This window comes from Morganella sp. Je.2.23, from assembly GCF_051129855.1.
GTDB classification, from domain to species: domain Bacteria; phylum Pseudomonadota; class Gammaproteobacteria; order Enterobacterales; family Enterobacteriaceae; genus Morganella; species Morganella sibonii.
In genome coordinates this window covers 288037-310822 of sequence record NZ_JBCPSQ010000001.1, presented here as the reverse complement: position 1 = coordinate 310822, position 22786 = coordinate 288037, and the positions used below count along the sequence as shown (strand labels likewise).

General features: G+C 49.3%; 19 protein-coding genes. 7 read left to right on the top strand and 12 right to left on the bottom strand.

The features are described 5' to 3' along the window. Positions 1–131 precede the first annotated feature (131 nt). Positions 132–932 (top strand): envelope biogenesis factor ElyC, encoded by an 801-nt coding sequence (elyC, locus tag AAZR23_RS01455; RefSeq protein ID WP_434690066.1) that lies wholly within the window; start codon positions 132–134, stop codon positions 930–932. Positions 933–1021: 89 nt separating this feature from the next. Here elyC and kdsB read toward each other — a convergent pair whose 3' ends face one another. The 11 genes from kdsB to serC form a co-directional block, all read right to left on the bottom strand. Then, positions 1022–1771: a 3-deoxy-manno-octulosonate cytidylyltransferase gene (gene kdsB, locus AAZR23_RS01450; protein WP_046893848.1), complete on the bottom strand. Its 750-nt coding sequence runs from the start codon at positions 1769–1771 to the stop codon at positions 1022–1024. Positions 1772–1776: 5 nt separating this feature from the next. Beyond that, on the bottom strand, positions 1777–1953 hold the full coding sequence (locus AAZR23_RS01445; protein ID WP_072056875.1) for a Trm112 family protein: 177 nt from the start codon (positions 1951–1953) through the stop codon (positions 1777–1779). Positions 1954–2058: 105 nt separating this feature from the next. Next, complete coding sequence (locus tag AAZR23_RS01440; protein ID WP_004241772.1) at positions 2059–2274, bottom strand: cold-shock protein; 216 nt, start codon at positions 2272–2274, stop codon at positions 2059–2061. 360 nt (positions 2275–2634) lie between these two features. Beyond that, the gene (gene lpxK, locus AAZR23_RS01435; protein WP_434690063.1) at positions 2635–3618 is read right to left on the bottom strand and encodes a tetraacyldisaccharide 4'-kinase; all 984 of its coding nucleotides are present in this window, start codon (positions 3616–3618) and stop codon (positions 2635–2637) included. Positions 3619–3630: 12 nt separating this feature from the next. After that, positions 3631–5376 carry a lipid A ABC transporter ATP-binding protein/permease MsbA gene (msbA, locus tag AAZR23_RS01430; RefSeq protein WP_208323143.1) on the bottom strand — a complete coding sequence of 582 codons (1746 nt, stop codon included), beginning with the start codon at positions 5374–5376 and terminating at the stop codon, positions 3631–3633. Positions 5377–5413: 37 nt separating this feature from the next. Continuing rightward, the gene (locus AAZR23_RS01425; RefSeq protein WP_434690061.1) at positions 5414–7714 is read right to left on the bottom strand and encodes a DNA internalization-related competence protein ComEC/Rec2; all 2301 of its coding nucleotides are present in this window, start codon (positions 7712–7714) and stop codon (positions 5414–5416) included. A gap of 375 nt (positions 7715–8089) precedes the next feature. Further along, entirely contained in the window at positions 8090–8374 is a 285-nt protein-coding gene (ihfB, locus tag AAZR23_RS01420; protein ID WP_004235823.1) for an integration host factor subunit beta, read from the bottom strand. Positions 8375–8439: 65 nt separating this feature from the next. Further along, the gene (rpsA, locus tag AAZR23_RS01415; protein ID WP_004235822.1) at positions 8440–10113 is read right to left on the bottom strand and encodes a 30S ribosomal protein S1; all 1674 of its coding nucleotides are present in this window, start codon (positions 10111–10113) and stop codon (positions 8440–8442) included. A gap of 226 nt (positions 10114–10339) precedes the next feature. Next, complete coding sequence (gene cmk / locus AAZR23_RS01410) at positions 10340–11029, bottom strand: (d)CMP kinase (RefSeq protein WP_046893844.1); 690 nt, start codon at positions 11027–11029, stop codon at positions 10340–10342. Positions 11030–11145: 116 nt separating this feature from the next. After that, entirely contained in the window at positions 11146–12423 is a 1278-nt protein-coding gene (gene aroA, locus AAZR23_RS01405; protein WP_434690057.1) for a 3-phosphoshikimate 1-carboxyvinyltransferase, read from the bottom strand. Positions 12424–12507: 84 nt separating this feature from the next. Continuing rightward, positions 12508–13593 (bottom strand): 3-phosphoserine/phosphohydroxythreonine transaminase, encoded by a 1086-nt coding sequence (serC, locus tag AAZR23_RS01400; RefSeq protein WP_046893842.1) that lies wholly within the window; start codon positions 13591–13593, stop codon positions 12508–12510. A gap of 353 nt (positions 13594–13946) precedes the next feature. On the opposite strand from serC, the gene ycaO reads away from it, so the two are divergent. The 4 genes from ycaO to pflA all read left to right on the top strand — a co-directional run bounded on the left by ycaO (position 13947) and on the right by pflA (position 20076). Beyond that, positions 13947–15728 carry a 30S ribosomal protein S12 methylthiotransferase accessory factor YcaO gene (gene ycaO, locus AAZR23_RS01395; RefSeq protein WP_166707327.1) on the top strand — a complete coding sequence of 594 codons (1782 nt, stop codon included), beginning with the start codon at positions 13947–13949 and terminating at the stop codon, positions 15726–15728. 305 nt (positions 15729–16033) lie between these two features. After that, the gene (gene focA, locus AAZR23_RS01390) at positions 16034–16894 is read left to right on the top strand and encodes a formate transporter FocA (protein ID WP_046893841.1); all 861 of its coding nucleotides are present in this window, start codon (positions 16034–16036) and stop codon (positions 16892–16894) included. Between the two features lie 54 nt (positions 16895–16948). After that, complete coding sequence (pflB, locus tag AAZR23_RS01385; RefSeq protein WP_166707326.1) at positions 16949–19231, top strand: formate C-acetyltransferase; 2283 nt, start codon at positions 16949–16951, stop codon at positions 19229–19231. 104 nt (positions 19232–19335) lie between these two features. Continuing rightward, the gene (pflA, locus tag AAZR23_RS01380) at positions 19336–20076 is read left to right on the top strand and encodes a pyruvate formate lyase 1-activating protein (RefSeq protein ID WP_004235814.1); all 741 of its coding nucleotides are present in this window, start codon (positions 19336–19338) and stop codon (positions 20074–20076) included. A gap of 70 nt (positions 20077–20146) precedes the next feature. Here pflA and AAZR23_RS01375 read toward each other — a convergent pair whose 3' ends face one another. After that, a complete protein-coding gene (locus AAZR23_RS01375) occupies positions 20147–20950 on the bottom strand; it encodes a methylenetetrahydrofolate reductase (protein ID WP_243846982.1) in 804 nt (267 codons plus the stop codon). Positions 20951–21467: 517 nt separating this feature from the next. Here AAZR23_RS01375 and AAZR23_RS01370 point away from each other — a divergent pair. After that, positions 21468–22013, top strand: coding sequence for a fimbrial protein (locus tag AAZR23_RS01370; protein ID WP_046893838.1), 546 nt, complete (start codon positions 21468–21470; stop codon positions 22011–22013). A gap of 47 nt (positions 22014–22060) precedes the next feature. Further along, entirely contained in the window at positions 22061–22738 is a 678-nt protein-coding gene (locus tag AAZR23_RS01365; RefSeq protein WP_434690051.1) for a fimbrial biogenesis chaperone, read from the top strand. Positions 22739–22786: the final 48 nt, after the last annotated feature.

Genomic DNA, 22786 nt, shown 5'->3' with positions numbered 1-22786 from the left:
GTATTGCCGGGCAGAGCAGTGCAATATGCAAAGTCGGTAACTATTGTGTCACAGACGTGTTTAATGTCACCCGATTTGTGCAGGCTCCTGCCGTTAACCGGTGATAAATCAATCATATTTAAGGTGCGCTCATGCTGTTTGCCCTGAAAAAATACCTCGGCGGTTTTTTGTTGCCGCTGCCGTTTATGCTCCTGCTGATGCTTGCCGGATTATTGCTGCTGTGGTTTTCCCGCCGGCAGAAAACCGGCAAAACCCTGATCACCGTGAGCTGGCTCGGGCTGGTGCTGCTCAGCCTGCAACCGGTGGCAGATGCTCTGCTGCTGACAGCAGAAAAACCGTATGATAAACGCTATGAGCTCATCACCCCGGCGGAGGTTCAGCAACAGGATCTGCGCTATATCGTGGTACTCGGCGGCGGATTTACCTATAACCCGGAATGGGCGCCATCCGCCAATCTGATCAGCAACAGCCTGCCGCGCGTGGCGGAAGGTGTGCGCCTCGCACTGCGCTACCCGCAGGCAACGCTGATTTTCACCGGCGGGCCGGGTGCAAACAGTATCAGCAGCGCGGAAGTCGCGGCAGAGGTTGCACAGTCACTGGGAATTCCGGCTGAACGCACACTGCCGCTGGTACTGCCGAAAGATACCGAAGAAGAAGCAGAAGAAGTGGAAAAAATTGTGGGTAACGCGCCGTTCCTGCTGGTGACTTCCGCCAGTCATATGACCCGCGCCAAAGCCTTCTTTGAGGCACGCGGCCTGCATCCGGTTCCGGCTCCGGCCAATCAGCTGGCGATCACCACACCGCTTCACAGCTGGGAAAAGACGATTCCATCCGCGTATTATTTATCACACAGCGAACGGGTCTGGTATGAGGGGCTCGGGCGTCTCTGGCAGGCGGTGAAAAAGACAGATAACAGTGAAGAACAGGAATAGCAGATAGTACAGGCAGATAGTACAGACAGCAAAAACGCGGGAAATCCCGCGTTTTTGCATTTATAACGGACAGCTAACCGCCATATCTCTCAGCGGGCGGCAAACAATCTGCGCACGGTTTCAAGATCTTCCGGGGTATCAACACCGGTACCCGGCGCTTCTGATGCCTCCGCGACATGGATCTTTTCGCCGTACCAGAGCACACGCAGCTGCTCGAGCATCTCGATTTTCTCCAGCGGGCTGGTTTCCCACTGAATATAACGACGGATAAACCCGGCACGGTAAGCGTAAATGCCGATATGACGCAGGAAATTATCACCTGCACTGTCACGGCTGTGCATAAAGCGCTCGCGATCCCACGGAATAGTGGCGCGGGAGAAATAGAGTGCATAACCCTGTTTATCCATCACCACTTTAACCGCATTCGGGTTAAACGCTTCTTCCGCGGTGGTGATTTTTACCGCCAGGGTAGCCATACCGGCTTCGCTGGCTGCCAGATTTTCAGCAACCTGCGCAATAATACTGTCAGGGATTAACGGTTCATCGCCCTGGACATTCACGATAATCTCATCATCAGCAAACTGATAGTGATCAATCACTTCCGCCAGGCGCTCTGTCCCGGACTGATGATCTTCGCGCGTCATACAGGCTTCGCCGCCCTCTGCGATTACGGCATCAAATACGGCCTGAGTATCTGTGGCGACAATGACTCTTGCGGCACCGGAACGTTTTGCCTGCTCCATCACACGGACAATCATCGGCTTGCCGCAGATATCGGCCAGCGGCTTACCGGGCAGACGCGTGGACGCATAGCGCGCGGGAATGATAACGGTAAACATGGAGATTATCCTTCTGAGGCCGGTAATTCGCGGGCTTCATTCTCTAATAAGACAGGGATATCGTCGCGGACGGGATAGGCCAGACGGCAGCCTTTGCAGATGAGTTCAAGATTTTGCTTGTCGTAGCTGAGTTTGCCGTGGCAAACCGGGCAGGCCACGATTTCGAGTAAACGGTGATCCATACGTCCCCCAATGAGATAAAAACGTTGGCTCAGAATAACATAAGCCCGGTCTCACCGTTAACTCTGTTGTTGCGATATCACTGAGATAATCGCGTTTTTTACTGCTTACAGCGCGATCACATCGTTCGCTGCAATACCATAACTGCCGCGGGTCAGTGAAAATTCCACTTCCTGCCCTTCGCACAGTAATTTGTTACGGGAATTGGCTATCCCGTTACGGGTTACCCAAATATCGTCACCGCCGTTAACCGGGGAGATGAAACCGTAACCTTCTTTCGCGTCATACCATTTAACGCGGCCAAGTTGTAATTGTTTAGACATAGTATTAACTCCTTTTATATCACCGGTAATGGAATACACCCCATCACGGGTTATGTCTGCTCCGGCCGGGTAACACGGGTACTCTCTTTGCGAACAGCCACCCGGTAACGAGCAAAACATTATAGTTATTATTTTTTATCCTGATTTGCAGCCGGTCAGACACCTTCTGCAAAACATACCGTTTATCCGCGGGATCCGGTCATCCGCACCACAAGATTAACAAGGTGGTGTGAAAAAATTATGACAGTGGGATCAGAATTATGAGTGACACGCGGATTGGTTGCACAGTGAGATATGAAATACATCACAGAAATACAACTTTTTGATTAAGCCACATTCAGATAAAAAGCACAAGCCCCTTTATGCATTTTTTATGAGGAATATGACTTTCTCCAGAATTAAATTGGCGGATTCTGCAGAAACCGCGGCGCTGACCGGTAAATACCACCAGTCAGTTTCAGAAAAGGCAAAACATTTCACTGCATCTTTCTCTGTCATCAGCAGTGACTGACCCGGTTTTATTAGTGCGGAAAGCTGCTCCGGGCTGTAAGACTGGTGATCAGGAAACGCAACACAGTGTACCGGCGTCACACCCAGTGAATTCAGAGTGGCAAAAAAGCGCGGCGGGTGTCCGATACCGGCCATTGCCACACACTCACCGAACTCCGTCACCGGTTTACGTGTCCCGTCTGACAGATTAACGGCCTCACCCGGCACCAGCTGCATCACGGTTTCACCGGGTTGTGCCGTACCACCGTTGACGATCACCGCATCCACCTGTTTCAGACGTCCGGCCCGTTCCCGCATCGGCCCGGCGGGCAGCCACCAGCCGTTACCGAAACGGCGTTCGCCGTCAATCACCACGATTTCCATATCGCGTTCCAGTGCGTAATGCTGCAAACCATCATCAGTGATAATCACATCCACCGGCGAGTGCTGCAAAATAGCGTCCACTGCGGCGGCACGATCCGGGGCAACCGCAACCGGCACACCGGTACGGCGGGCAATCAGCACCGGCTCATCACCGGCCTGTGCCGTCGTGGTTTCTCCGGTGATAAGCAGCGGATAATGATCCGATTTACCGCCGTAACCGCGGGAAACCACCCCGGGACGATAGCCCCGGGCCAGCAGTTGCTCTGTCAGCCAGATAACCACCGGGGTTTTGCCGTTACCACCGGCGGTCAGATTACCGACCACCACCACCGGTACCGGCATCCGGCGGGATTTTTTCAGCCCGCAGCGGAATAACCAGCGCCGCAGACCACTCACCGCGCCATACAGAAATGAGAGCGGTAAAAGCAGCAGGTAAAGCTTTGAGCGGCCGGACCAAATTTTTTCGATCATCAGCAGAGCCGCTTAGTGACCAAACTGCATATTATAGAGCTGCGCATAGATCCCCGGCTGTTTCACCAGTTCATCATGCGTACCGCGCTCCTGCACTTCACCGTCCTGCACCACGAGGATCTCATCGGCTTTCTCAATCGTGGATAAGCGGTGAGCGATCACCAGACAGGTACGGTTTTTTTGTAACTCATCCAGCGCGGCCTGAATCGCACGTTCAGATTCGGTATCCAGTGCCGACGTTGCTTCGTCGAGTATCAGGATCGGTGCATCGCGCAGCAGTGCACGGGCAATCGCAATACGCTGACGCTGACCACCGGAAAGCAGAACGCCGTTTTCACCGATTTCAGTATCCAGCCCCTTATCCATTTTGTTGATAAAGTCCATGGCGTACGCCATTTCAGCGGCTTTTTCAATCTGTTCGCGGGTGTACTTCCCTTCTGTGGCATACGCGATGTTGTTCGCAACCGTATCATTGAAGAGGTGTACATTCTGCGATACCAGCGCCACCTGACTGCGCAGTGATGCCAGTGTGTAGTCGCGGATATCATTGCCGTCGATCGTAATATGTCCGCTTTCGATTTCATAGAAACGGGTGATCAGATTAGCAATAGTGGATTTCCCGGAGCCGGAGCGGCCGACCAGTGCCACGGTTTTGCCTGACGGGATAGTAAACGACACATTTTTCAGCGCCGGGTTCTCTTTCCCCTGATAACGGAACGTCACATTCTCAAACGCCACATCACCTTTGGCATCTTTCAGTACTTTAGTACCGGTATCCTTTTCCTGCTCCATATCGAGCAGAACAAACAGTGTCTGACACGCAGCCATCCCGCGCTGAAATTGAGCATTCACGTTAGTGAGGGATTTCAGCGGACGCATCAGGGCAATCATTGAGGAGAAGACCAGCGTGATGGAACCGGGTGTCAGTGCATCTTTAATTTCAGGGAAACTGGCGGCAAACAGGACAAATGCCAGCGCAAATGAAGCGATAACCTGGATAATCGGATCAGCAACAGAAGAGGCGGTAACCAGTTTCATTCCCTGGCGGCGCATATGGTTACTGACTTTATCAAAGCGATCATTTTCCACTTTCTGACCGCCGAAAATCAGGACTTCTTTATGGCCTTTCAGCATCTGCTCGGCACTGGCGGTAACCTGCCCCATGCCGCTCTGCATGTTTTTGCTGATCTCACGGAAACGTACAGACACTCTGCGGATAACAAAGGCCACGATCGGGGCGATGACAATCAGAATCAGTGACAACTGCCAGCTGTTAAAAAACATAATGCCGAACAGCGCGATAATATACGAGCCTTCACGGACAACAGTTACCAGTGCGCCGGAGGAAGAGGAAGCCACCTGTTCAGAATCGTAAGTGATACGGGAAAGCAGTGTCCCGGTGGATTGCTGATCAAAGAAAGAAACCGGCATCCCCATCATATGGCGGAACAGGTTACGGCGCATGGTCATAACCACTTTACCGGAAACCCAGGAGAGGCAGTAGCTGGAGACAAAACTGGAGATACCGCGCAGCAGCATCAGCCCCAGGATAATCAGCGGCATAATACGGAGAAAATCACTCTCGGCTTTACCGAAACCGTCATCAAGCAACGGTTTCAGCAGCGACAGCATAAACGCATCACCGCCCGCATTGATGACTAACGCAATAGCCGCCACGATGATACCTGTTTTAAACGGAGCGATTGTCGGCCATAACCGGCGGAATGTTTGCCGGGTTGAAATATCAATATCTTTCATTATTGCGTTTACCAATACCAAAAATTAGCTGCCTATATTACCCGTTTACCGCCTGATCTCCAAACCATGCGCTGAACCAGCGGGCAGAGAAGTGAAAACGGTATGTCACAACGGATATCTTTCCGGCAAAAAAACGGACCGTAATCTGGCCGCTGTGCGCAGTGTCATGCCACTGCACGCCGAGATGATGATAACGACGGCGTACTTTATCAGAAGGCAGACGCCACGGGCTATAGCGTGCAACAGAAACCAGTGCGAAAGCGGGATTTACCGCACGAATAAAAAATTCTGATGATGACGTTTTACTGCCATGGTGCGGAACTTGCAGGACTGTGGCCGGCAGTTCACCGTTATACTTCATCAGCTGTTTTTCTGCTTGTCTTTCAATGTCACCGGTCAGCAAAACCTGATATTTCCCGTCACTGATGCGGATAACACAGGAACCGTCATTTTTACTCAGCTGATATTTCTCATCCGGCCATAACACCTCAAAGTACAATGACTGCCATACCCAGCGCTCCCCGCGGCGGCAGGGTGTATCTGCCTGCGGAATGTTGCCTTTGACCACGGCGGCAGGATAAGCGCGGCGTAGTGAATCCAGACCGCCGGTGTGATCGCGGTGATCATGGCTGATAATAATCCGGTCAGGAACCAGCCGGTGATAACGCAGATAAGGCAGCACCGTGCGCAGCCCGTCATCCCGGGATCCGAAACGGTTGCCGGTGTCATACAGCACAGCTCTGCCATCCTTTATGACAACCGCCGCCAGTCCGTGCCCGATATCCAGCAATGTGACCGACCATTCCGGCGGCGATGTTTTCCGCAGATACAGACAACAACTGAGCACCATCCCCGGCAACAACAGCGGATGCTGACGCCACATATCCAGCCGGATGATATAAACAGCAATCCACATAAGCGGCATCCATATCAGGGCGATGTGTCCGGTAACCAGCCAGCCCTGCGCCAGAAACGGCAGCGGCCATAATGCCAGTGCCAGAGAATAATCCGCCAGCTGCAGTGCAGGCGTTGTCAGTAATCCGGCAAACAGTAACGGCACGGTCAGAAAAGAGATCACCGGTACAACCCACAGGTTACTGAGGAACGACAACACATTGACACCACCGAAGAAAAATCCCTGAACCGGCAGCAACAGCAGAAACAATCCGCTCTGATAAGAGAGAAACAGCCGGATATTGCGCCGCAGACGGGTAAAGCGTGTTCCAGGGATAACAGCAGGCCGGCGGGATAAAACGCCGGTATGATGCCAGAACAGTAATGCGGCCACCGCCGTATAAGACAACCAGAATCCGGCGGACAGAATCGTCAGCGGATCAGCCAGCAACAGCAGTGCGGCGCTTATCACAACAAACTGATACGCCGGCAGATGGTAATACCGCCAGCGCAGCAGGTGCCACAACAACAGCGCAGCCAGCGCGCGGCAGGCGGGAACGGCAAATCCGGCCAGCCAGACATAGACAATGGCGGCACAGACTGACAGCACCACCGGAATACCATATGACATGACACGCTGCGGTAACAGCAGTAACAGTAACCGCCCGGCCCACCAGCCCCATAATGCTGCCAGTCCGATATGCAGCCCGGAGATGGCCACCACGTGCGCCACACCGGTTTCCTGCACCAGTCTGCGCTGCTCCGGTGTGATGCCGCGTCGTTCACCAAACAGGAGCGCCGCCATCAGCCCGCTGTGCGGCAGGTTATCCATCCGGGGAAGATATCGCGCGATCATCCTCTGGCGCAGATTGCAGCCGGAAGATAATTTTTCGCTGCGCCCGGGCGTCAGGGAAAACAGAACCCGTTCGGACAGTAAATATTGCTGCCGGTTTGATTGTCCTTCATTTAACTGACCATGTACCGGCCGTAATACAGGGCGGTATATGCGCCACATCTCTCCGGCACACACCGGTTTAAATGCCCCTTTTATTTTTATATTAATAAAAGCCGTATCATTATAGATTTTATTATTTATATTAATAATACGACCCCTGACTGAATAATAATCAGATGGATTGATCATAATATCGCGGGTTATGATATCAATATATTCCGGTTGTTCTGCAGAAAAGAGTGACAGCGTATTACTGAGATGAATATTAACTGCTAAGAAAGTTCCTGCAACAATACGAATAAAAAAACTCAGCCGCGTCCGGATAAGAAACAATACGCAGACACAGCCGGATAACAAAAGATTTTCTGCCGGTGACAACAGGCGTGGTATCAGCAGTAACGGCAGGTTTCCGGCCACTACCGCTGCCGCAACCAGCCACAGTGACAGCGGGCGGGGAAACAGATATTTCAGCACAACCATGACTTGCATATTACTTATCCGGAAGGTAAACAGACCGGTATTATGTAATTAATGGTATTGCGTTTTATTACGATAAAAGAAAAATGAGAGTTGTCACGAATTTATATTTCAATCATACAAATAATCAATTATTTTATGCGAGTTAACTCACAATTATTTGTTTCATTATAAAGACAGTCCACTTTTTAATAGTATTTTATGATGAACTGAATATTATAGCTCCGGCAGCCTGTTATTAAATACATTAAACATTGCCAACACCAGAACCTTATAAAACTCTATATTATTAATAAATCATTAACATTTTTACAATAATAATATTCTGATTTTTTTTTGTAAAAAAAATGACGCCGGCGGCGTCATTTTTATTATCTCTGTCAAGAATCAAGCATAGATATTTGCGCGGTCGCGTAACTCTTTGCCCGGTTTGAAGTGAGGAACGTGTTTACCTTCCAGTTCCACCTGTTCGCCGGTTTTCGGGTTACGACCTACCCGCGGTGCACGGTAGTGCAGAGAAAAACTGCCGAATCCACGGATTTCAATACGTTCGCCGTCAGCAAGCGTATTTGCCATATGCTCAAGGATCTCTTTTACTGCCTCTTCAACAACTTTAGCCGGAAGATGAGATTGTTGGCCTGCCAGCTTCTCAATCAGTTCAGATTTGGTCATATAACCTCCTGGACTACCCTGATTATCATAAAAGCAGACCGCTTGCGCGGCCTGCCGCTGCTTAATTACTCGCCTTTAGCTGCTTTGAAAGCTTCTGCCATTGCGTTGTTAGAGAAACCAGCTTCTTCCTGTTTGTTTACAGTAGCGATAGCGTCTTTTTCATCCGCTTCGTCTTTTGCACGTACAGACAGGTTGATTACACGGTTTTTACGATCAACACCGGTGTATTTAGCTTCAACTTCATCACCAACACTCAGAACCAGAGTAGCATCTTCAACGCGGTCGCGTGAAGCTTCTGATGCACGCAGGTAACCTTCAACGCCATCCATCAGCTCAACAGTTGCGCCTTTAGCGTCTACTGCAGTTACTTTACCGGTGACGATAGCACCTTTCTTGGTAACAGCGGTGTAGTTGTTGAACGGATCTTCAGCTAACTGCTTAACGCCCAGAGAGATACGCTCGCGCTCTGCATCAACCTGCAGAACAACAGCTGCGATTTCGTCGCCTTTTTTGTATTCACGTACTGCTTCTTCGCCTGCAACGTTCCAGGAGATGTCAGACAGGTGAACCAGACCGTCGATGCCGCCATCTAAACCAATGAAGATACCGAAGTCAGTGATTGACTTGATTTTACCTTCAACGCGGTCACCTTTATTGTGAGTTTCCGCGAACTGCTGCCATGGGTTAGATTTGCACTGTTTCAGGCCGAGGGAGATACGACGACGTTCTTCGTCGATGTCCAGAACCATAACTTCAACAACGTCGCCCACATTAACAACTTTAGATGGGTGGATGTTTTTGTTGGTCCAGTCCATTTCAGAAACGTGTACCAGACCTTCAACGCCTTCTTCGATTTCAACGAAGCAGCCGTAGTCAGTCAGGTTGGTCACGCGACCGGTCAGACGGGTGTTCTCAGGGTAACGCTTAGCGATTGCGACCCAAGGATCTTCGCCCAGCTGTTTCAGGCCCAGAGATACGCGGGTACGTTCACGGTCGAATTTCAGCACTTTAACAGTGATTTCGTCGCCGACATTCACGATTTCGCTTGGATGTTTAACACGTTTCCACGCCATATCAGTGATATGCAGCAGACCATCAACGCCGCCCAGATCAACGAATGCACCGTAGTCAGTGAGGTTCTTAACGATACCTTTAACTTCCATGCCTTCCTGCAGGTTTTCCAGCAGCTGATCGCGCTCTGCGCTGTTTTCTGATTCGATAACTGCACGACGGGAAACAACCACGTTGTTGCGTTTCTGATCCAGCTTGATTACTTTGAACTCAAGCTCTTTGCCTTCCAGATGCGTGGTGTCACGAACAGGACGCACGTCAACCAGTGAACCCGGCAGGAACGCACGGATGCCGTTCAGTTCGACAGTGAAACCGCCTTTCACTTTACCGTTGATAACACCGGTAACAGTTTCAGCTTCTTCGTATGCTTTTTCCAGCATCAGCCATGCTTCGTGGCGTTTTGCTTTCTCGCGGGACAGAACAGTTTCACCGAAACCGTCTTCTACTGCGTCCAGAGCAACATCAACTTCGTCGCCAACCTGGATTTCCAGCTCGCCCTGAGCATTTTTGAACTGTTCTACCGGAATAGCAGATTCTGATTTCAGACCTGCGTCAACCAGAACAACGTCTTTATCGATAGCAACAACGGTACCACGGACGATAGCGCCCGGACGAGTTTCGATAGCCTGCAGGGATTCTTCAAAGAGTTGAGCAAAAGATTCAGTCATGTTTGATCTTCAAGTGTTTAAGTATTAACGTCCATTTAGCATCCGGCCGAATGGGGTTGTTTCACATACCTTGCAACATTCCTTGTCACAAAGGGGTGGCAGAAAACTGCTTCTTTGCCTTGTTCTCTGCCGGTAAAAAACTTCAACTTAACATTATAAACAAAAACGAATACAGAAACCTACTAAAAAACACGTTTTCAGTCAGATTTCCCGCAAATTTTGTTTATCATTCCGCCGTTTCTGCCAGTTTTGCCTTCGTATAACGGAGGGCTTCGGCAATAACGTCGTCAATTGACATGGTTGTTGAGTCCAGAATCAGCGCATCGCCGGCAGCGACCAGCGGAGCAACCGCACGGTTGCGGTCGCGGTAATCGCGCTCTTCTATCTCAGCAAGAAGGCGGTCAAAATTAACACTAAAGCCTTTATCCTGCAACTGCTTCATCCGGCGGTGGGCGCGCTCCTGCGCACTGGCATCGAGGAAAATTTTCACCGGTGCATCCGGGAACACGACAGTACCCATGTCACGGCCGTCGGCAATCAGGCCCGGTGCCACACGGAATGCACGCTGACGGCGCAGCAGAGCTTCACGGACACGCGGGAATGCCGCGATTTGTGAGGCAGTCATGCCCACCTCTTCCTGACGGATACCCCGGCTGACATCCTCACCTTCCAGAATAATCTCAAGGCCGGATTCTTTTGCCAGGAATTTCACATCCAGATTGGCAGCCAGCGGAACCAGTGCATCTTCTGAGGTGATATCCACATGATGATGCAGTGCCGCCAGCGCCAGAACGCGGTAAATTGCGCCGGAGTCCAGTAAGTGCCATCCCATTTCGTTTGCCAGTGCGTGACAAAGTGTCCCTTTGCCCGCGCCGCTCGGGCCGTCAATGGTGATAACCGGAACATATACTGCCATGCGCGCTCTCCTGTCGCAGTCCGGCGGCCGTCACAACGGCCGCCTGAAAAAAGATGCCGGTATTATACGCATCTGTGACAACAGAGGAAACGTCCTGTGCGCGGAACAGCGCTTTTTTATTCTGACAGCGCCGCCAGTTCACTGAAGTAGCCGGGGAAGGTTTTTGCCGTGCAGCCCGGATCGAGAATCGTGACCGGGGTGTCTGACAGTGCCACCAGCGAGAAACACATGGCGATCCGGTGATCGTTATAGGTTTCAATTTCCGCGTGCTGAAGTTTTGCCGGCGGGGTCACCTGAATGTAATCATGCCCCTCTTCCACCTGTGCACCGACTTTGCGCAGTTCCGCCGCCATCGCACTGAGGCGGTCTGTCTCTTTCACCCGCCAGTTATAGATATTGCGGATAGTGGTTGTCCCCTCCGCAAACAGCGCGGTGGTGGCAATAGTCATCGCCGCATCCGGAATGGCGTTCATGTCCATATCGATACCGTGCAGGATATCACGGGTGCATTCGATGTACGTGTCCGCAAACGTGACCTTCGCGCCCATCTTTTCCAGCACTGACGCAAATTGTGTGTCGCCCTGCAAACTGTTGCGCCCGATACCGGTAACCCGCACCGTGCCGCCTTTAATCGCCGCCGCCGCAAGGAAATAAGAGGCAGATGAGGCATCCCCCTCCACCAGGTACTGCCCCGGGGACTGATACTGCTGTTTTCCTTTGATCAGGAAACGGCGGTAATCTTCATTCACCACCGTAATACCAAACACGGACATCATCGCCAGTGTGATATCAATATACGGTTTGGACACCAGCTCACCGGTGATGGTGATTTCCGTGTCATTCTCTGCCGGTGGTGCAGCCATCAGCAGCGCGGTCAGGAACTGGCTGGATACCGAACCGTTCACACTGATACGGCCGCCGGTAAAGCCGCCGCGGATACGCAGCGGCGGGTAACCGTCATTTTCCGGGAAATCAATCTGTGCGCCGCCCTGACGCAGCGCATCAGTCAGATGGCCGATCGGACGCTCTTTCATCCGCGGTTCGCCGGTCAGCGTAATGTCATTATCGCCCAGACACAGTGCTGCCGTCAGCGGGCGCATCGCCGTCCCGGCATTGCCCAGGAACAATTCAATACCTTTAAATCCGCTGATCGGTTTGCCCTGACCTTCCACGATGCATTCGGTTTTGTCGTCAGAAAGCTGATAACGTATCCCCAGTTCCCGCAGTGCACTGAGCATATGGCGGATATCATCACTGTCGAGCAGGTTGATAAGGCGTGTGGTGCCCGCTGCCTGTGCCGCCAGCAGCAGTGCCCGGTTAGAGACACTCTTGGAGCCGGGCAGGTTAATCGTTCCGTTAATGCGGGCGATGGGTTGTAACGTCAGGGAATCCATACGAAATTATTCTCCGGTGTATAACATAAAAACGAAAAACGGGGCCGGATATCAATCCGGTCCCGGAAAAGTGTCTGCAAAAAATCAGCTGTGACGGCTTTCAAACTCCGCCATAAATTCAGCCAGTGCGCGCACGCCTTCATACGGCATTGCGTTATAAATGGAAGCGCGCATACCGCCGGCCACTTTATGCCCTTTCAGGGAAACCAGCCCTGCGGCCTGTGCTTCGGCGAGGAATTTGCTGTCCAGTGACGGATCGGACATCTGGAACGGTACGTTCATCAGTGAACGGTTGGCTGCCGCCACGCGGTTAATGTAGAAATCACTGTGATCTACTGCTGAATAGAGCAGTTGTGCTTTGTCATAGTTGATCCGGGCAATTTCCTGTAATCCGCCCTGCTCAATCAGCCACTTAAAGACCATACCGGAGAGATACCAGGCAAAGGTCGGCGGCGTGTTGAACATGGAATCGCATCCGCTCAGAACGGTATAATCGAGGATGGACGGGGTTTCTCTGCGTGCTTTGCCCAGCAGATCCTCACGGATAATCACCAGGGTCAGCCCCGCCGGGCCGATATTTTTCTGTGCACCCGCATAAATCACCCCGAAACGGCTGACATCCAGCGGTTTTGACAGGATAGCGGACGAGTAATCTGCGATCACGATTTTATCGCCGAAGTCCGGCTCTTCGTGAATAGCAATACCATCAATAGTTTCGTTCGGGCAGTAGTGCACATAGGCTGCGTCATCACTGAGCTGCCATTCGCTCATCGGCTTCACACCGATACCGTCTTCCGATTCGGTTCTGACGTTAATAATGTTCGGTGTGCAATATTTTTTTGCTTCTTCTGCCGCACATTCCGCCCAGTATCCGCCCACCACATAATCCGCTTTGGTTTTCTCACCCAGCAGGTTCATCGGCAGTGCGGCAAAATGGCCGCGTGCACCACCGTGACAGAACAGTACTTTATAGTTATCCGGCACAGCGAGGATCTGACGCAGATTATTTTCCGCTTCCTTCGCCACGGACATAAATTCTTTGCTGCGGTGGCTGATTTCCATGACTGAGGTGCCGAGCCCGCGCCAGTTGCACAGTTCCTGCTCAGCACGGCGCAGTACTTCAACCGGCAGCATAGCCGGACCGGCACTAAAATTGTATACCTGACTCATTGACCTCACCCTATCTGTAAATTAACGCCCTGTATATCCATCATATGAATACGCCCTGTCTCTCGGTTTTATCACTCCCCATCCTTCGCTGCAACGCTTATTGCATGATGGGCGGCAAACCCTTTTTATCGCCCGGCAGAATATCTGACTGCCTCTGACCATCAGATTGGGATATTATATAATGTATTGCCGGAGATACATGACGCACGGCGGAAATACAGCGGAATAACGCGGTGGTAACTTTACATTCACAAAGGTAGCCGCTGACACGAAAAATCCGTATTATGTGCGCCTTTCTTCCCCGGTATTCCTGAGTCCGCATGCAGCGGGCCGTTACAGCAATTGTGGATCCCATGACGCAAACACATACTTTTATTCCCGGCAAAGATGCCGCCCTTGAAGATTCCATCAGCCGCTTTCAGCAGAAATTACAACAGCTGGGTTTCAATATTGAAGAAGCCTCGTGGCTCAACCCGGTGCCGAACGTCTGGTCCGTGCATATCCGTGATACTGACTGCCCGCTCTGTTTTACCAACGGTAAAGGGGCCACGAAAAAAGCCGCACTGGCCTCCGCGCTGGGCGAGTATTTTGAGCGTCTGTCCACCAACTACTTTTTTGCCGATTTCTGGCTGGGTGAAACCATTGCCAACGGGGAATTTGTTCACTATCCGGATGAGAAATGGTTCCCGCTGACAGACGATGATTCTCTGCCGGAAGGTATTCTCGATCAGTATCTGCGCGACTATTATGATCCGGAAAATGATTTGCAGGGCAGTCAGTTAATTGATCTGCAATCGTCCAATGAAGAGCGCGGTATCTGCGCCCTGCCGTTTACCCGTCAGTCTGACGGCAAAACGGTCTATATTCCGATGAATATCGTCGCCAACCTGTATGTGTCCAACGGCATGTCTGCCGGGAACACCCGCAATGAAGCACGGGTTCAGGGGTTATCGGAAGTCTTTGAACGTTATGTGAAAAACCGCATTATTGCTGAGCGCATCAGCTTACCGGCAATCCCGGAAGCGGTGCTGGCGCGTTATCCTCAGGTTGTTGAGTCAATCCGCACCCTGGAAAATGAAGGTTTCCCGATCTTCTGTTTTGATGCCTCTCTCGGCGGTCAGTACCCGGTGATCTGCGTGGTACTGTTTAACCCGGCCAACGGCACTTGCTTTGCCTCTTTCGGCGCTCATCCTGATTTCGGTGTTGCACTGGAGCGGACTGTCACTGAGCTGTTACAGGGACGCAGCCTGAAAGACCTGGATGTCTTCACTCCGCCGACATTTGATGATGAGGAAGTGGCGGATCAGACCAACCTGGAAACACATTTTATCGATTCAAGCGGCCTGATCAGCTGGGATCTGTTTAAACAGGATGCGGATTATGATTTCGCAGACTGGCAGTTCCGCGGTACCACAGAAGAAGAATTTGCCACACTGATGGCGCAGTTCGCGGCATCCGGCCACGAAGTGTATATCGCCGATTATGAACATCTGGGTGTGTATGCCTGCCGTATCCTGGTACCGGGGATGTCCGATATTTATCCGGCGGAAGATTTGCATATGGCCAATAACGCCATGGGTATTCACCTGCGTGAAACGATCCTCGCCCTGCCGGAAAGCCGTTACAGCCCGGAAGATTATCTCTCTCTGCTGGCACAGCTGGATGAGGAAGGTCATGACGATTTCACCCGTGTCCGTGAGTTACTGGGCATTGCCGCCGGTAAAGATAACGGCTGGTCCACCCTGCGTATCGGTGAGCTGAAATCCATGCTGGCTCTGGCGGGTGGTGATACTGATCAGGCGCTGGCCTGGGTCGAGTGGACACAGGACTTCAACGCCAGTGTCCTCAGTGCTGCGCGGGCAAACTATTACCGCTGTCTGCATACTCTGTTATTACTGACGCAGGAGCCGGATCGTGACGCAGAACAATACCTTCCTGCGTTTGCGCGCATGTACGGTCAGGAAACACTGGACGCGGCCTTAAATGCCCTGAACGGCAAAAACTGTTTCTTCGGATTATGTGCATCTGATAATAACTTAACCGCATTTCCTGCTCATCAGGCACTGCTGGCAGCTTATGAAAAACTGCAAAAAGCAAAAGCGCATTTTTGGCCAAACGATAAAAATGCAATTTAATCGTCGTAAATAGCAATAAACGTAAATATTAGGTTAATTTGTTCGTTTTAAGTAACACAAAAACGACAAGTTAACCTGATTTTTTACTTTAATTAAATAAAAAATAAAAAATAAAAATATATTACAATTTTTAAAAAATTGTTTTTCCTTTATATACATCAACTTATGTTGGTTTTTCAACTTTTTCAGGGATATTTGACGATTCTCTTGAACGCCTTTATGATCCACATCAAGTTTAATTTTTTCACCCTTTGCTACTATCATTGCGTGCTATAATTATTTGGAATCAAGAGACAGTTAGCATTATGAAAACTGACGCACTTTTTAATTTATTATCTCCTGCCGCTATGGCACATGTTGCAGACGATGTGGGTGTCTATAAAGCAACGAAATCCCCTCACATCACATACTTATCTGCATTTATGGCAGGAATTTTCATCTCAGTAGGTTTTGTCTTTTATATTACAGCCACCACCGGTACCGCAGGCATAGTGCCTTTTGGTATCGCAAAACTTATCGGTGGTTTATGTTTCTCGCTCGGTCTGATGCTGGTTGTGGTTTGCGGGGCTGACTTATTCACCTCCACCGTATTAACCAGCGTGGCAAAAGCCACCGGGCGCATCACCTGGGGACAGATGTTTGCAAACTGGACCCGCGTGTATTTCGGTAACCTGGTCGGCGCCCTCTTCTTTGTCGCCCTCATCTGGTACGCCGGACAATCAATGGCAGCCAACGGGCTGTGGGGATTAAATATCCTGCAAACAGCGGATCATAAGCTTCATCACACCTTTATTGAAGCCGTCTGTCTCGGGATTCTGGCAAACTTAATGGTTTGTCTGGCGGTATGGATGAGCTACGCAGGCCGTAGTCTGACCGATAAACTTTTAGCTTTAGTCTTACCTATCGGTATGTTTGTTGCCAGCGGATTTGAGCACAGTATCGCCAATATGTTTATGATCCCGATGGGGATTGTGATTAAAAATTTTGCACCTCCTGAATTCTGGACTATGGTTGGTTCGTCGCCTGAACAGTTTCCGTCCCTGACAGTTTCTGATTTTGTGATTAACAACCTGATTCCGGTCACCATCGGTAACATCATTGGTGGTGCAGTTTTAGTAGGTCTGACTTATTGGCTGATTCATTTACGCGGTGACCAGAAGCATTAATCTCTGTTTATCACGACTGAATTTCTAAGTTCCATTGTTAAAAGGTAAAGTATCATGTCAGAATTAAATGAAAAATTCGCTTCAGCATGGCAAGGCTTTAATCTGGGTGACTGGTCACAGGAAGTTAACGTCCGTGACTTTATCCAGAAAAACTACACCCCATATGAAGGCGATGAGTCTTTCTTAGCAGGCGCTACAGATGCAACAACCGCACTGTGGACTACTGTCATGGAAGGCATCAAAATCGAAAACAGCACCCATGCTCCTGTCGATTTTGACACTGATCTGCCGTCTACTATCACTTCTCACGATGCCGGTTACATCAACAAAGATTTAGAAAAAGTTGTTGGTCTGCAGACTGAAAAACCTCTGAAACGTGCAATGCTGCCGTTCGGTGGTATCCGTATGATCGAAGGTTCATGCAAAGCTTACGGCCGCGAAATGAACCCGGAAATCGAAAAAATCTTCACCGATTACCGTAAAACTCACAACCAGGGTGTGTTCGACGTTTATACTCCGGACATCATCCGCTGCCGTAAATCCGGTGTTCTGACCGGTCTGCCTGACGCATACGGCCGTGGTCGTATCATCGGTGACTACCGTCGTGTTGCACTGTACGGTATCGACTTCCTGATGAAAGACAAATTCGCACAGTTCACTTCTCTGCAGGCTAAATTAGAAAGCGGTGAAGATCTGCGTGAAACTATCCAGCTGCGTGAAGAAATCGCAGAACAGCACCGTGCATTAGGCCAGATGAAAGAAATGGCTGCCAAATATGGTCTGGATATCTCCCGTCCTGCTGCTAACGCTCAGGAAGCTGCACAGTGGACTTACTTCGGCTACCTGGCTGCTGTTAAGTCTCAGAACGGTGCTGCAATGTCCTTTGGCCGTGTTTCTACTTTCCTGGATGTTTACATTCAGCGTGACCTGGAACAAGGCAAAATCACTGAAGTTGAAGCTCAGGAAATCGTTGACCACCTGATCATGAAACTGCGTATGGTCCGCTTCCTGCGTACCCCTGAGTATGATGAACTGTTCTCCGGTGACCCAATCTGGGCAACAGAATCTCTGGCAGGTATGGGTACCGACGGCCGTACTCTGGTAACCAAAAACAGCTTCCGTTTCCTGAACACCCTGTACACCATGGGTCCTTCACCGGAACCAAACATGACCATCCTGTGGTCTGAAAAACTGCCTCTGAACTTCAAACGTTATGCAGCTAAAGTGTCTATCGATACCTCTTCTGTACAGTATGAGAACGATGACCTGATGCGTCCTGACTTTGATAACGATGACTACGCAATCGCATGCTGCGTGAGCCCGATGATCGTCGGTAAACAAATGCAGTTCTTCGGTGCCCGTGCAAACATGGCTAAAACCCTGCTGTATGCAATCAACGGCGGTGTTGACGAAAAACTGAAAATCCAGGTTGGTCCTAAACACGAACCAATTCACTCAGATGTTCTGGATTACGACGTTGTTATGGCTCGTCTGGACGAGTTCATGGACTGGCTGGCAACTAACTATGTAACTGCACTGAACTGCATCCACTATATGCACGACAAGTACAGCTACGAAGCAGCTCTGATGGCTCTGCATGACCGTGACGTATATCGTACTATGGCATGTGGTATCGCAGGTCTGTCTGTTGCAGCTGACTCCCTGTCTGCTATCAAATATGCGAAAGTAAGCCCGATTATTGACGAAAGCGGCCTGGCCATTGACTTCAAAATCGAAGGTGAATATCCGCAGTTCGGTAACAACGACTCCCGTGTTGATGACATCGCATGTGACATCGTTGAACGTTTCATGAAGAAAATTCAGAAACACCACATGTACCGTAACGCAGTACCTACACAGTCAATTCTGACCATCACTTCTAACGTTGTGTATGGTAAGAAAACCGGTAACACTCCTGACGGCCGTCGCGCAGGCGCTCCGTTCGGACCAGGTGCTAACCCTATGCACGGCCGTGACCAGAAAGGTGCTGTTGCCTCTCTGACTTCCGTTGCCAAACTGCCGTTTGCTTACGCGAAAGATGGTATTTCTTACACCTTCTCTATCGTACCAAACGCGTTAGGTAAAGATGACGATGTTCGTCGTACTAACCTGGCAGGCCTGATGGATGGTTACTTCCACCACGAATCAAGCATCGAAGGTGGTCAGCATCTGAACGTGAACGTAATGAACCGCGAAATGCTGTTAGAAGCAATGGAAAATCCTGAGAAATATCCTCAGCTGACTATCCGTGTTTCTGGTTACGCAGTTCGTTTCAACTCACTGACTAAAGAACAGCAGAAAGACGTTATTACCCGTACATTCACAAAATCCATGTAATTTGTGCGGTAACCATTTGCTGTCTTATTAAAATAACTTAAACTAAAAGGCCCCTCTGTTTCGGGGCCTTTATTATAACTGGTCAGTTTTGGAGTAATCCTGTCATGTCAGTATTAGGTCGTATTCACTCATTTGAATCCTGCGGGACCGTCGATGGTCCGGGTATTCGTTTTATCGTCTTTTTCCAGGGCTGTCTGATGCGTTGCCTGTATTGCCATAACCGCGATACATGGGATCTGCATGACGGTCAGGAAGTCACTGTCGACGAGTTAATGAAAGAAGCGGTCACTTACCGTCACTTTATGAATGCATCCGGCGGTGGTGTGACAGCATCCGGTGGTGAAGCGATACTGCAGGCTGAATTCGTGCGTGACTGGTTCCGTGAGTGTAAAAAAGAAGGTATTCACACCTGCCTGGATACCAATGGTTTTGTCCGCCGTTATGACCCGGTCATCGATGAGCTGATGGAAGTGACGGATTTGGTTATGCTGGATTTAAAACAACTCGATGACAGCATCCACCAGAATTTAGTCGGTGTGTCCAATCACCGTACATTACAGTTCGCCCGTTATCTCGCTGAACGGAATCAGAAAACCTGGGTACGTTATGTTGTCGTGCCGGGCTGGTCTGATGATGAGCATTCCGCCCACCTTCTCGGTGATTTCACCAAAGATATGAAGAATATCGAGAAGATTGAACTGCTGCCTTACCATGAGTTAGGAAAGCATAAGTGGACGGCAATGAATGAAGAATACAAACTTGATGGTGTTAAGCCACCGTCAAAAGAGACCATGGAAAAAGTGAAATCCATCCTGGAAAGCTATGGTCATAAAGTGATGTATTAAGTTATCTCACTGTTATTGCTGACAGCACACTCCGGTGTGCTGTTTTTATTTGCGCCGCCGGTAACCGGGTTCACTCTGCTTCACTGAATATTGTTTTCAGCAGCTCAGGATTATTCAGTGTGAAAAGATGCAAACGTCCTGATTCTGATAATGCAGAGCGGATAAAGAAACGGGTTAACGCAACGCCCTCGTCAGCCACTGAGTGAAGCGACGGGTCGGAAATCACGTTTCTGATCCATGACGGATAACCGATGCCGTTTGCTTTTGTGAACTTTTCAATAAAGCTGAAATTAGCCAGCGGAAAGAGCGACGGAACGATCCGGATATCATGACCGGCGGTCTGTTTAAGATGAGAAATGGCATCACTGTTCAGACAAAACTGGCAAATAAACTCCCGGATACCAAACCCGGCTTTTTCCTTAATCCAATACCGCTCTTCTGCCGGTGATACCGTTTCTTTATGAAAGTCCGGATAAATCGCCGCTCTTATTTCCGCCTCTCTGAAATTCTCACGGCAATACCGTATCAGGTCAATTGCATAGTTAAATGATTTTTCCGCACCGGGAATATGTTTATCCCCCCTGATAAGAAAGAAACTGCTTATCCCCGCATTTATATATCTGCTGAGAATACAGTCAAGCTCACACTCATCTTTATTATTTATCGCAATATGCGGAATGATTTTTTTGCCTGTATATTGTTTCAGTACCATACAGGTATCAAATGTCGCCGCCTGAGGCATCATACCAATTTCTGTATTTACCGTATAAAATAACGGATTAAGTGTCTCTGTAAATTCAATTAATGATTTTAATAATTCAACTCTATTATTATTTTCTGAAACAGCATTAATTTCAAAACTTATTCCATTCATCATTCCGCGATTGTCCCTTTCTGTAAAAATACCGTAAAACAGAAATATATTCTGTCACCCCGCCTGGTTGTAACCATTTCTTACATATTTTCTGCCGGTTTTCCACCCTTCTTTTTTAAACCACGTTATTTTCCGTAATGCTATCTGAAGAGTGAATGGTCTTTTTTCCGGAAATTTCACTGTTGCAATAGTGCTCCTGAACAACTCGTTTATCCTTTGTTTCAGTTATCAAGCAACATCAAGGACTGAAAATAAACAATAAATCAGAGTTTAAATCTGATAAATGCCGTAATTTTAGTTTATTAATTCACAAGACGCATCATTTCACAGTACCCGGGGTAATTTAATCCGCAATCTAAACAAAAACTAAAGCACATCGCCGCTCAAATAGATCTGATCAATAAAGCTCAATACAATTATTACGAGTTAAACGAAAGGCATGATATGCACATCGTGACACCTTAATTAAATAACCGACTGATAATCAAATTTACTTTAAATACTACCGAGGTTTTCAATGAGCGTTAAAAAAACTCTGTTAATTGCATCTGTCGTTGCAACTTCATTTTCCGGTAATGTCTTTGCCGCAGAGAATGTCAATACAACCGGTATGATCCACTTTAAAGGCCAGTTTATTGATTCCACCTGCCAGGTGGAAACCAATAATGAGAATAAAACCGAAGGCACTGTGCAGTTAGGTACCTGGATGACGCAGGCATTCTCAAAGAGCGGTGAAAAAACAGAGGCCACCCCGTTCACTATCGGCCTGAGCGGATGCCCGGCAACACTGGGTAAAGCCCGCGTTACGTTCGGCGGCACAGAGCATGCAGATAATGCCGACCTGTATAAAGTCGATAACGCAACCGGCGTCGGCATCGGTATTACCGGCAGTGCCACCAGCGAAACCTTTTACCGCCCGAACACCGAAGCCGACGGTATTACGCTGGGTAAAGATAACAGAGGCCAGAAAACCTATTACGCCCGTTATATGACAACCGCAGATACAGTAACACCCGGCACCGCAAATGCTGATGTTACCGTTACCGTCCAGTACAACCAGTAATTACTTTTGAAGGGGGCGCCTGCTCCCTCTTTTTACCGGAGTTCATTATGAAAAAATCACTGATTACGTTATTTCTTCTGAGCACCGCAGTTTCTGCGGCTAATGCAAGCGTTGTTCTGGGCGGAACCCGCGTTATTTATGAAGGTAATAAAAAAGAAGCCTCCATTACCATCAGAAACGATGAAAAAACACCTTATCTTGTTCAGTCATGGATAAATAACTTCGATGATAATAATACGGCTAAACCACCTTTTTCCGTGACACCGCCGCTGTTCAGAATTGAGCCGGAATCAGCGAATACCGTACGGGTTGTATTAACGTCACCGGGACTTCCGGAAGACAGAGAATCTGTTTACTGGCTGAATGTAAAATCTATTCCGCCGTCAGATCCTGCGGCGACAAATAATCTGACTATTTCAGTCAATAACAAAATAAAGCTGATTTACCGCCCGGCCGGATTACCGTCCGCAGATGCAGCTACTGCCTATACACAGCTGCATTTTGAAAAGAAAGACAATGTATTACAGGCCACAAACCCGACACCTTATTATGTGTCATTTGGTGAATTAAAAGCCGGCAATCAGGAAATTGAGCATTCCGGAATGGTACCGCCGAAAGGAACCGCATCATGGAATATAAATGGTATTCAGGTAAACAGTGTGACCTGGAATGCCGTTAATGATTACGGGTCAATAACAGAAAATAAAACTCAGTCATTAAATTAATCGCCGGATAGTTATTTATTATTCATCACGCCACAGAGATTAAAACAA

Excerpts from the sequence above, each read along its gene's own strand:
- msbA (WP_208323143.1), bottom strand. The coding sequence starts at position 5,376 with ATGAAAGATATTGATATTTCAACCCGGCAAACATTCCGCCGGTTATGG.
- AAZR23_RS01445 (WP_072056875.1), bottom strand. The coding sequence starts at position 1,953 with ATGGATCACCGTTTACTCGAAATCGTGGCCTGCCCGGTTTGCCACGGC.
- elyC (WP_434690066.1), top strand. The coding sequence starts at position 132 with ATGCTGTTTGCCCTGAAAAAATACCTCGGCGGTTTTTTGTTGCCGCTG.
- aroA (WP_434690057.1), bottom strand. The coding sequence starts at position 12,423 with ATGGATTCCCTGACGTTACAACCCATCGCCCGCATTAACGGAACGATT.
- AAZR23_RS01375 (WP_243846982.1), bottom strand. The coding sequence starts at position 20,950 with ATGAATGGAATAAGTTTTGAAATTAATGCTGTTTCAGAAAATAATAAT.
- pflA (WP_004235814.1), top strand. The coding sequence starts at position 19,336 with ATGTCAGTATTAGGTCGTATTCACTCATTTGAATCCTGCGGGACCGTC.
- AAZR23_RS01440 (WP_004241772.1), bottom strand. The coding sequence starts at position 2,274 with ATGTCTAAACAATTACAACTTGGCCGCGTTAAATGGTATGACGCGAAA.
- ycaO (WP_166707327.1), top strand. The coding sequence starts at position 13,947 with ATGACGCAAACACATACTTTTATTCCCGGCAAAGATGCCGCCCTTGAA.
- lpxK (WP_434690063.1), bottom strand. The coding sequence starts at position 3,618 with ATGATCGAAAAAATTTGGTCCGGCCGCTCAAAGCTTTACCTGCTGCTT.
- serC (WP_046893842.1), bottom strand. The coding sequence starts at position 13,593 with ATGAGTCAGGTATACAATTTTAGTGCCGGTCCGGCTATGCTGCCGGTT.
- kdsB (WP_046893848.1), bottom strand. The coding sequence starts at position 1,771 with ATGTTTACCGTTATCATTCCCGCGCGCTATGCGTCCACGCGTCTGCCC.
- cmk (WP_046893844.1), bottom strand. The coding sequence starts at position 11,029 with ATGGCAGTATATGTTCCGGTTATCACCATTGACGGCCCGAGCGGCGCG.
- rpsA (WP_004235822.1), bottom strand. The coding sequence starts at position 10,113 with ATGACTGAATCTTTTGCTCAACTCTTTGAAGAATCCCTGCAGGCTATC.
- focA (WP_046893841.1), top strand. The coding sequence starts at position 16,034 with ATGAAAACTGACGCACTTTTTAATTTATTATCTCCTGCCGCTATGGCA.
- ihfB (WP_004235823.1), bottom strand. The coding sequence starts at position 8,374 with ATGACCAAATCTGAACTGATTGAGAAGCTGGCAGGCCAACAATCTCAT.
- AAZR23_RS01370 (WP_046893838.1), top strand. The coding sequence starts at position 21,468 with ATGAGCGTTAAAAAAACTCTGTTAATTGCATCTGTCGTTGCAACTTCA.
- AAZR23_RS01425 (WP_434690061.1), bottom strand. The coding sequence starts at position 7,714 with ATGCAAGTCATGGTTGTGCTGAAATATCTGTTTCCCCGCCCGCTGTCA.
- pflB (WP_166707326.1), top strand. The coding sequence starts at position 16,949 with ATGTCAGAATTAAATGAAAAATTCGCTTCAGCATGGCAAGGCTTTAAT.
- AAZR23_RS01365 (WP_434690051.1), top strand. The coding sequence starts at position 22,061 with ATGAAAAAATCACTGATTACGTTATTTCTTCTGAGCACCGCAGTTTCT.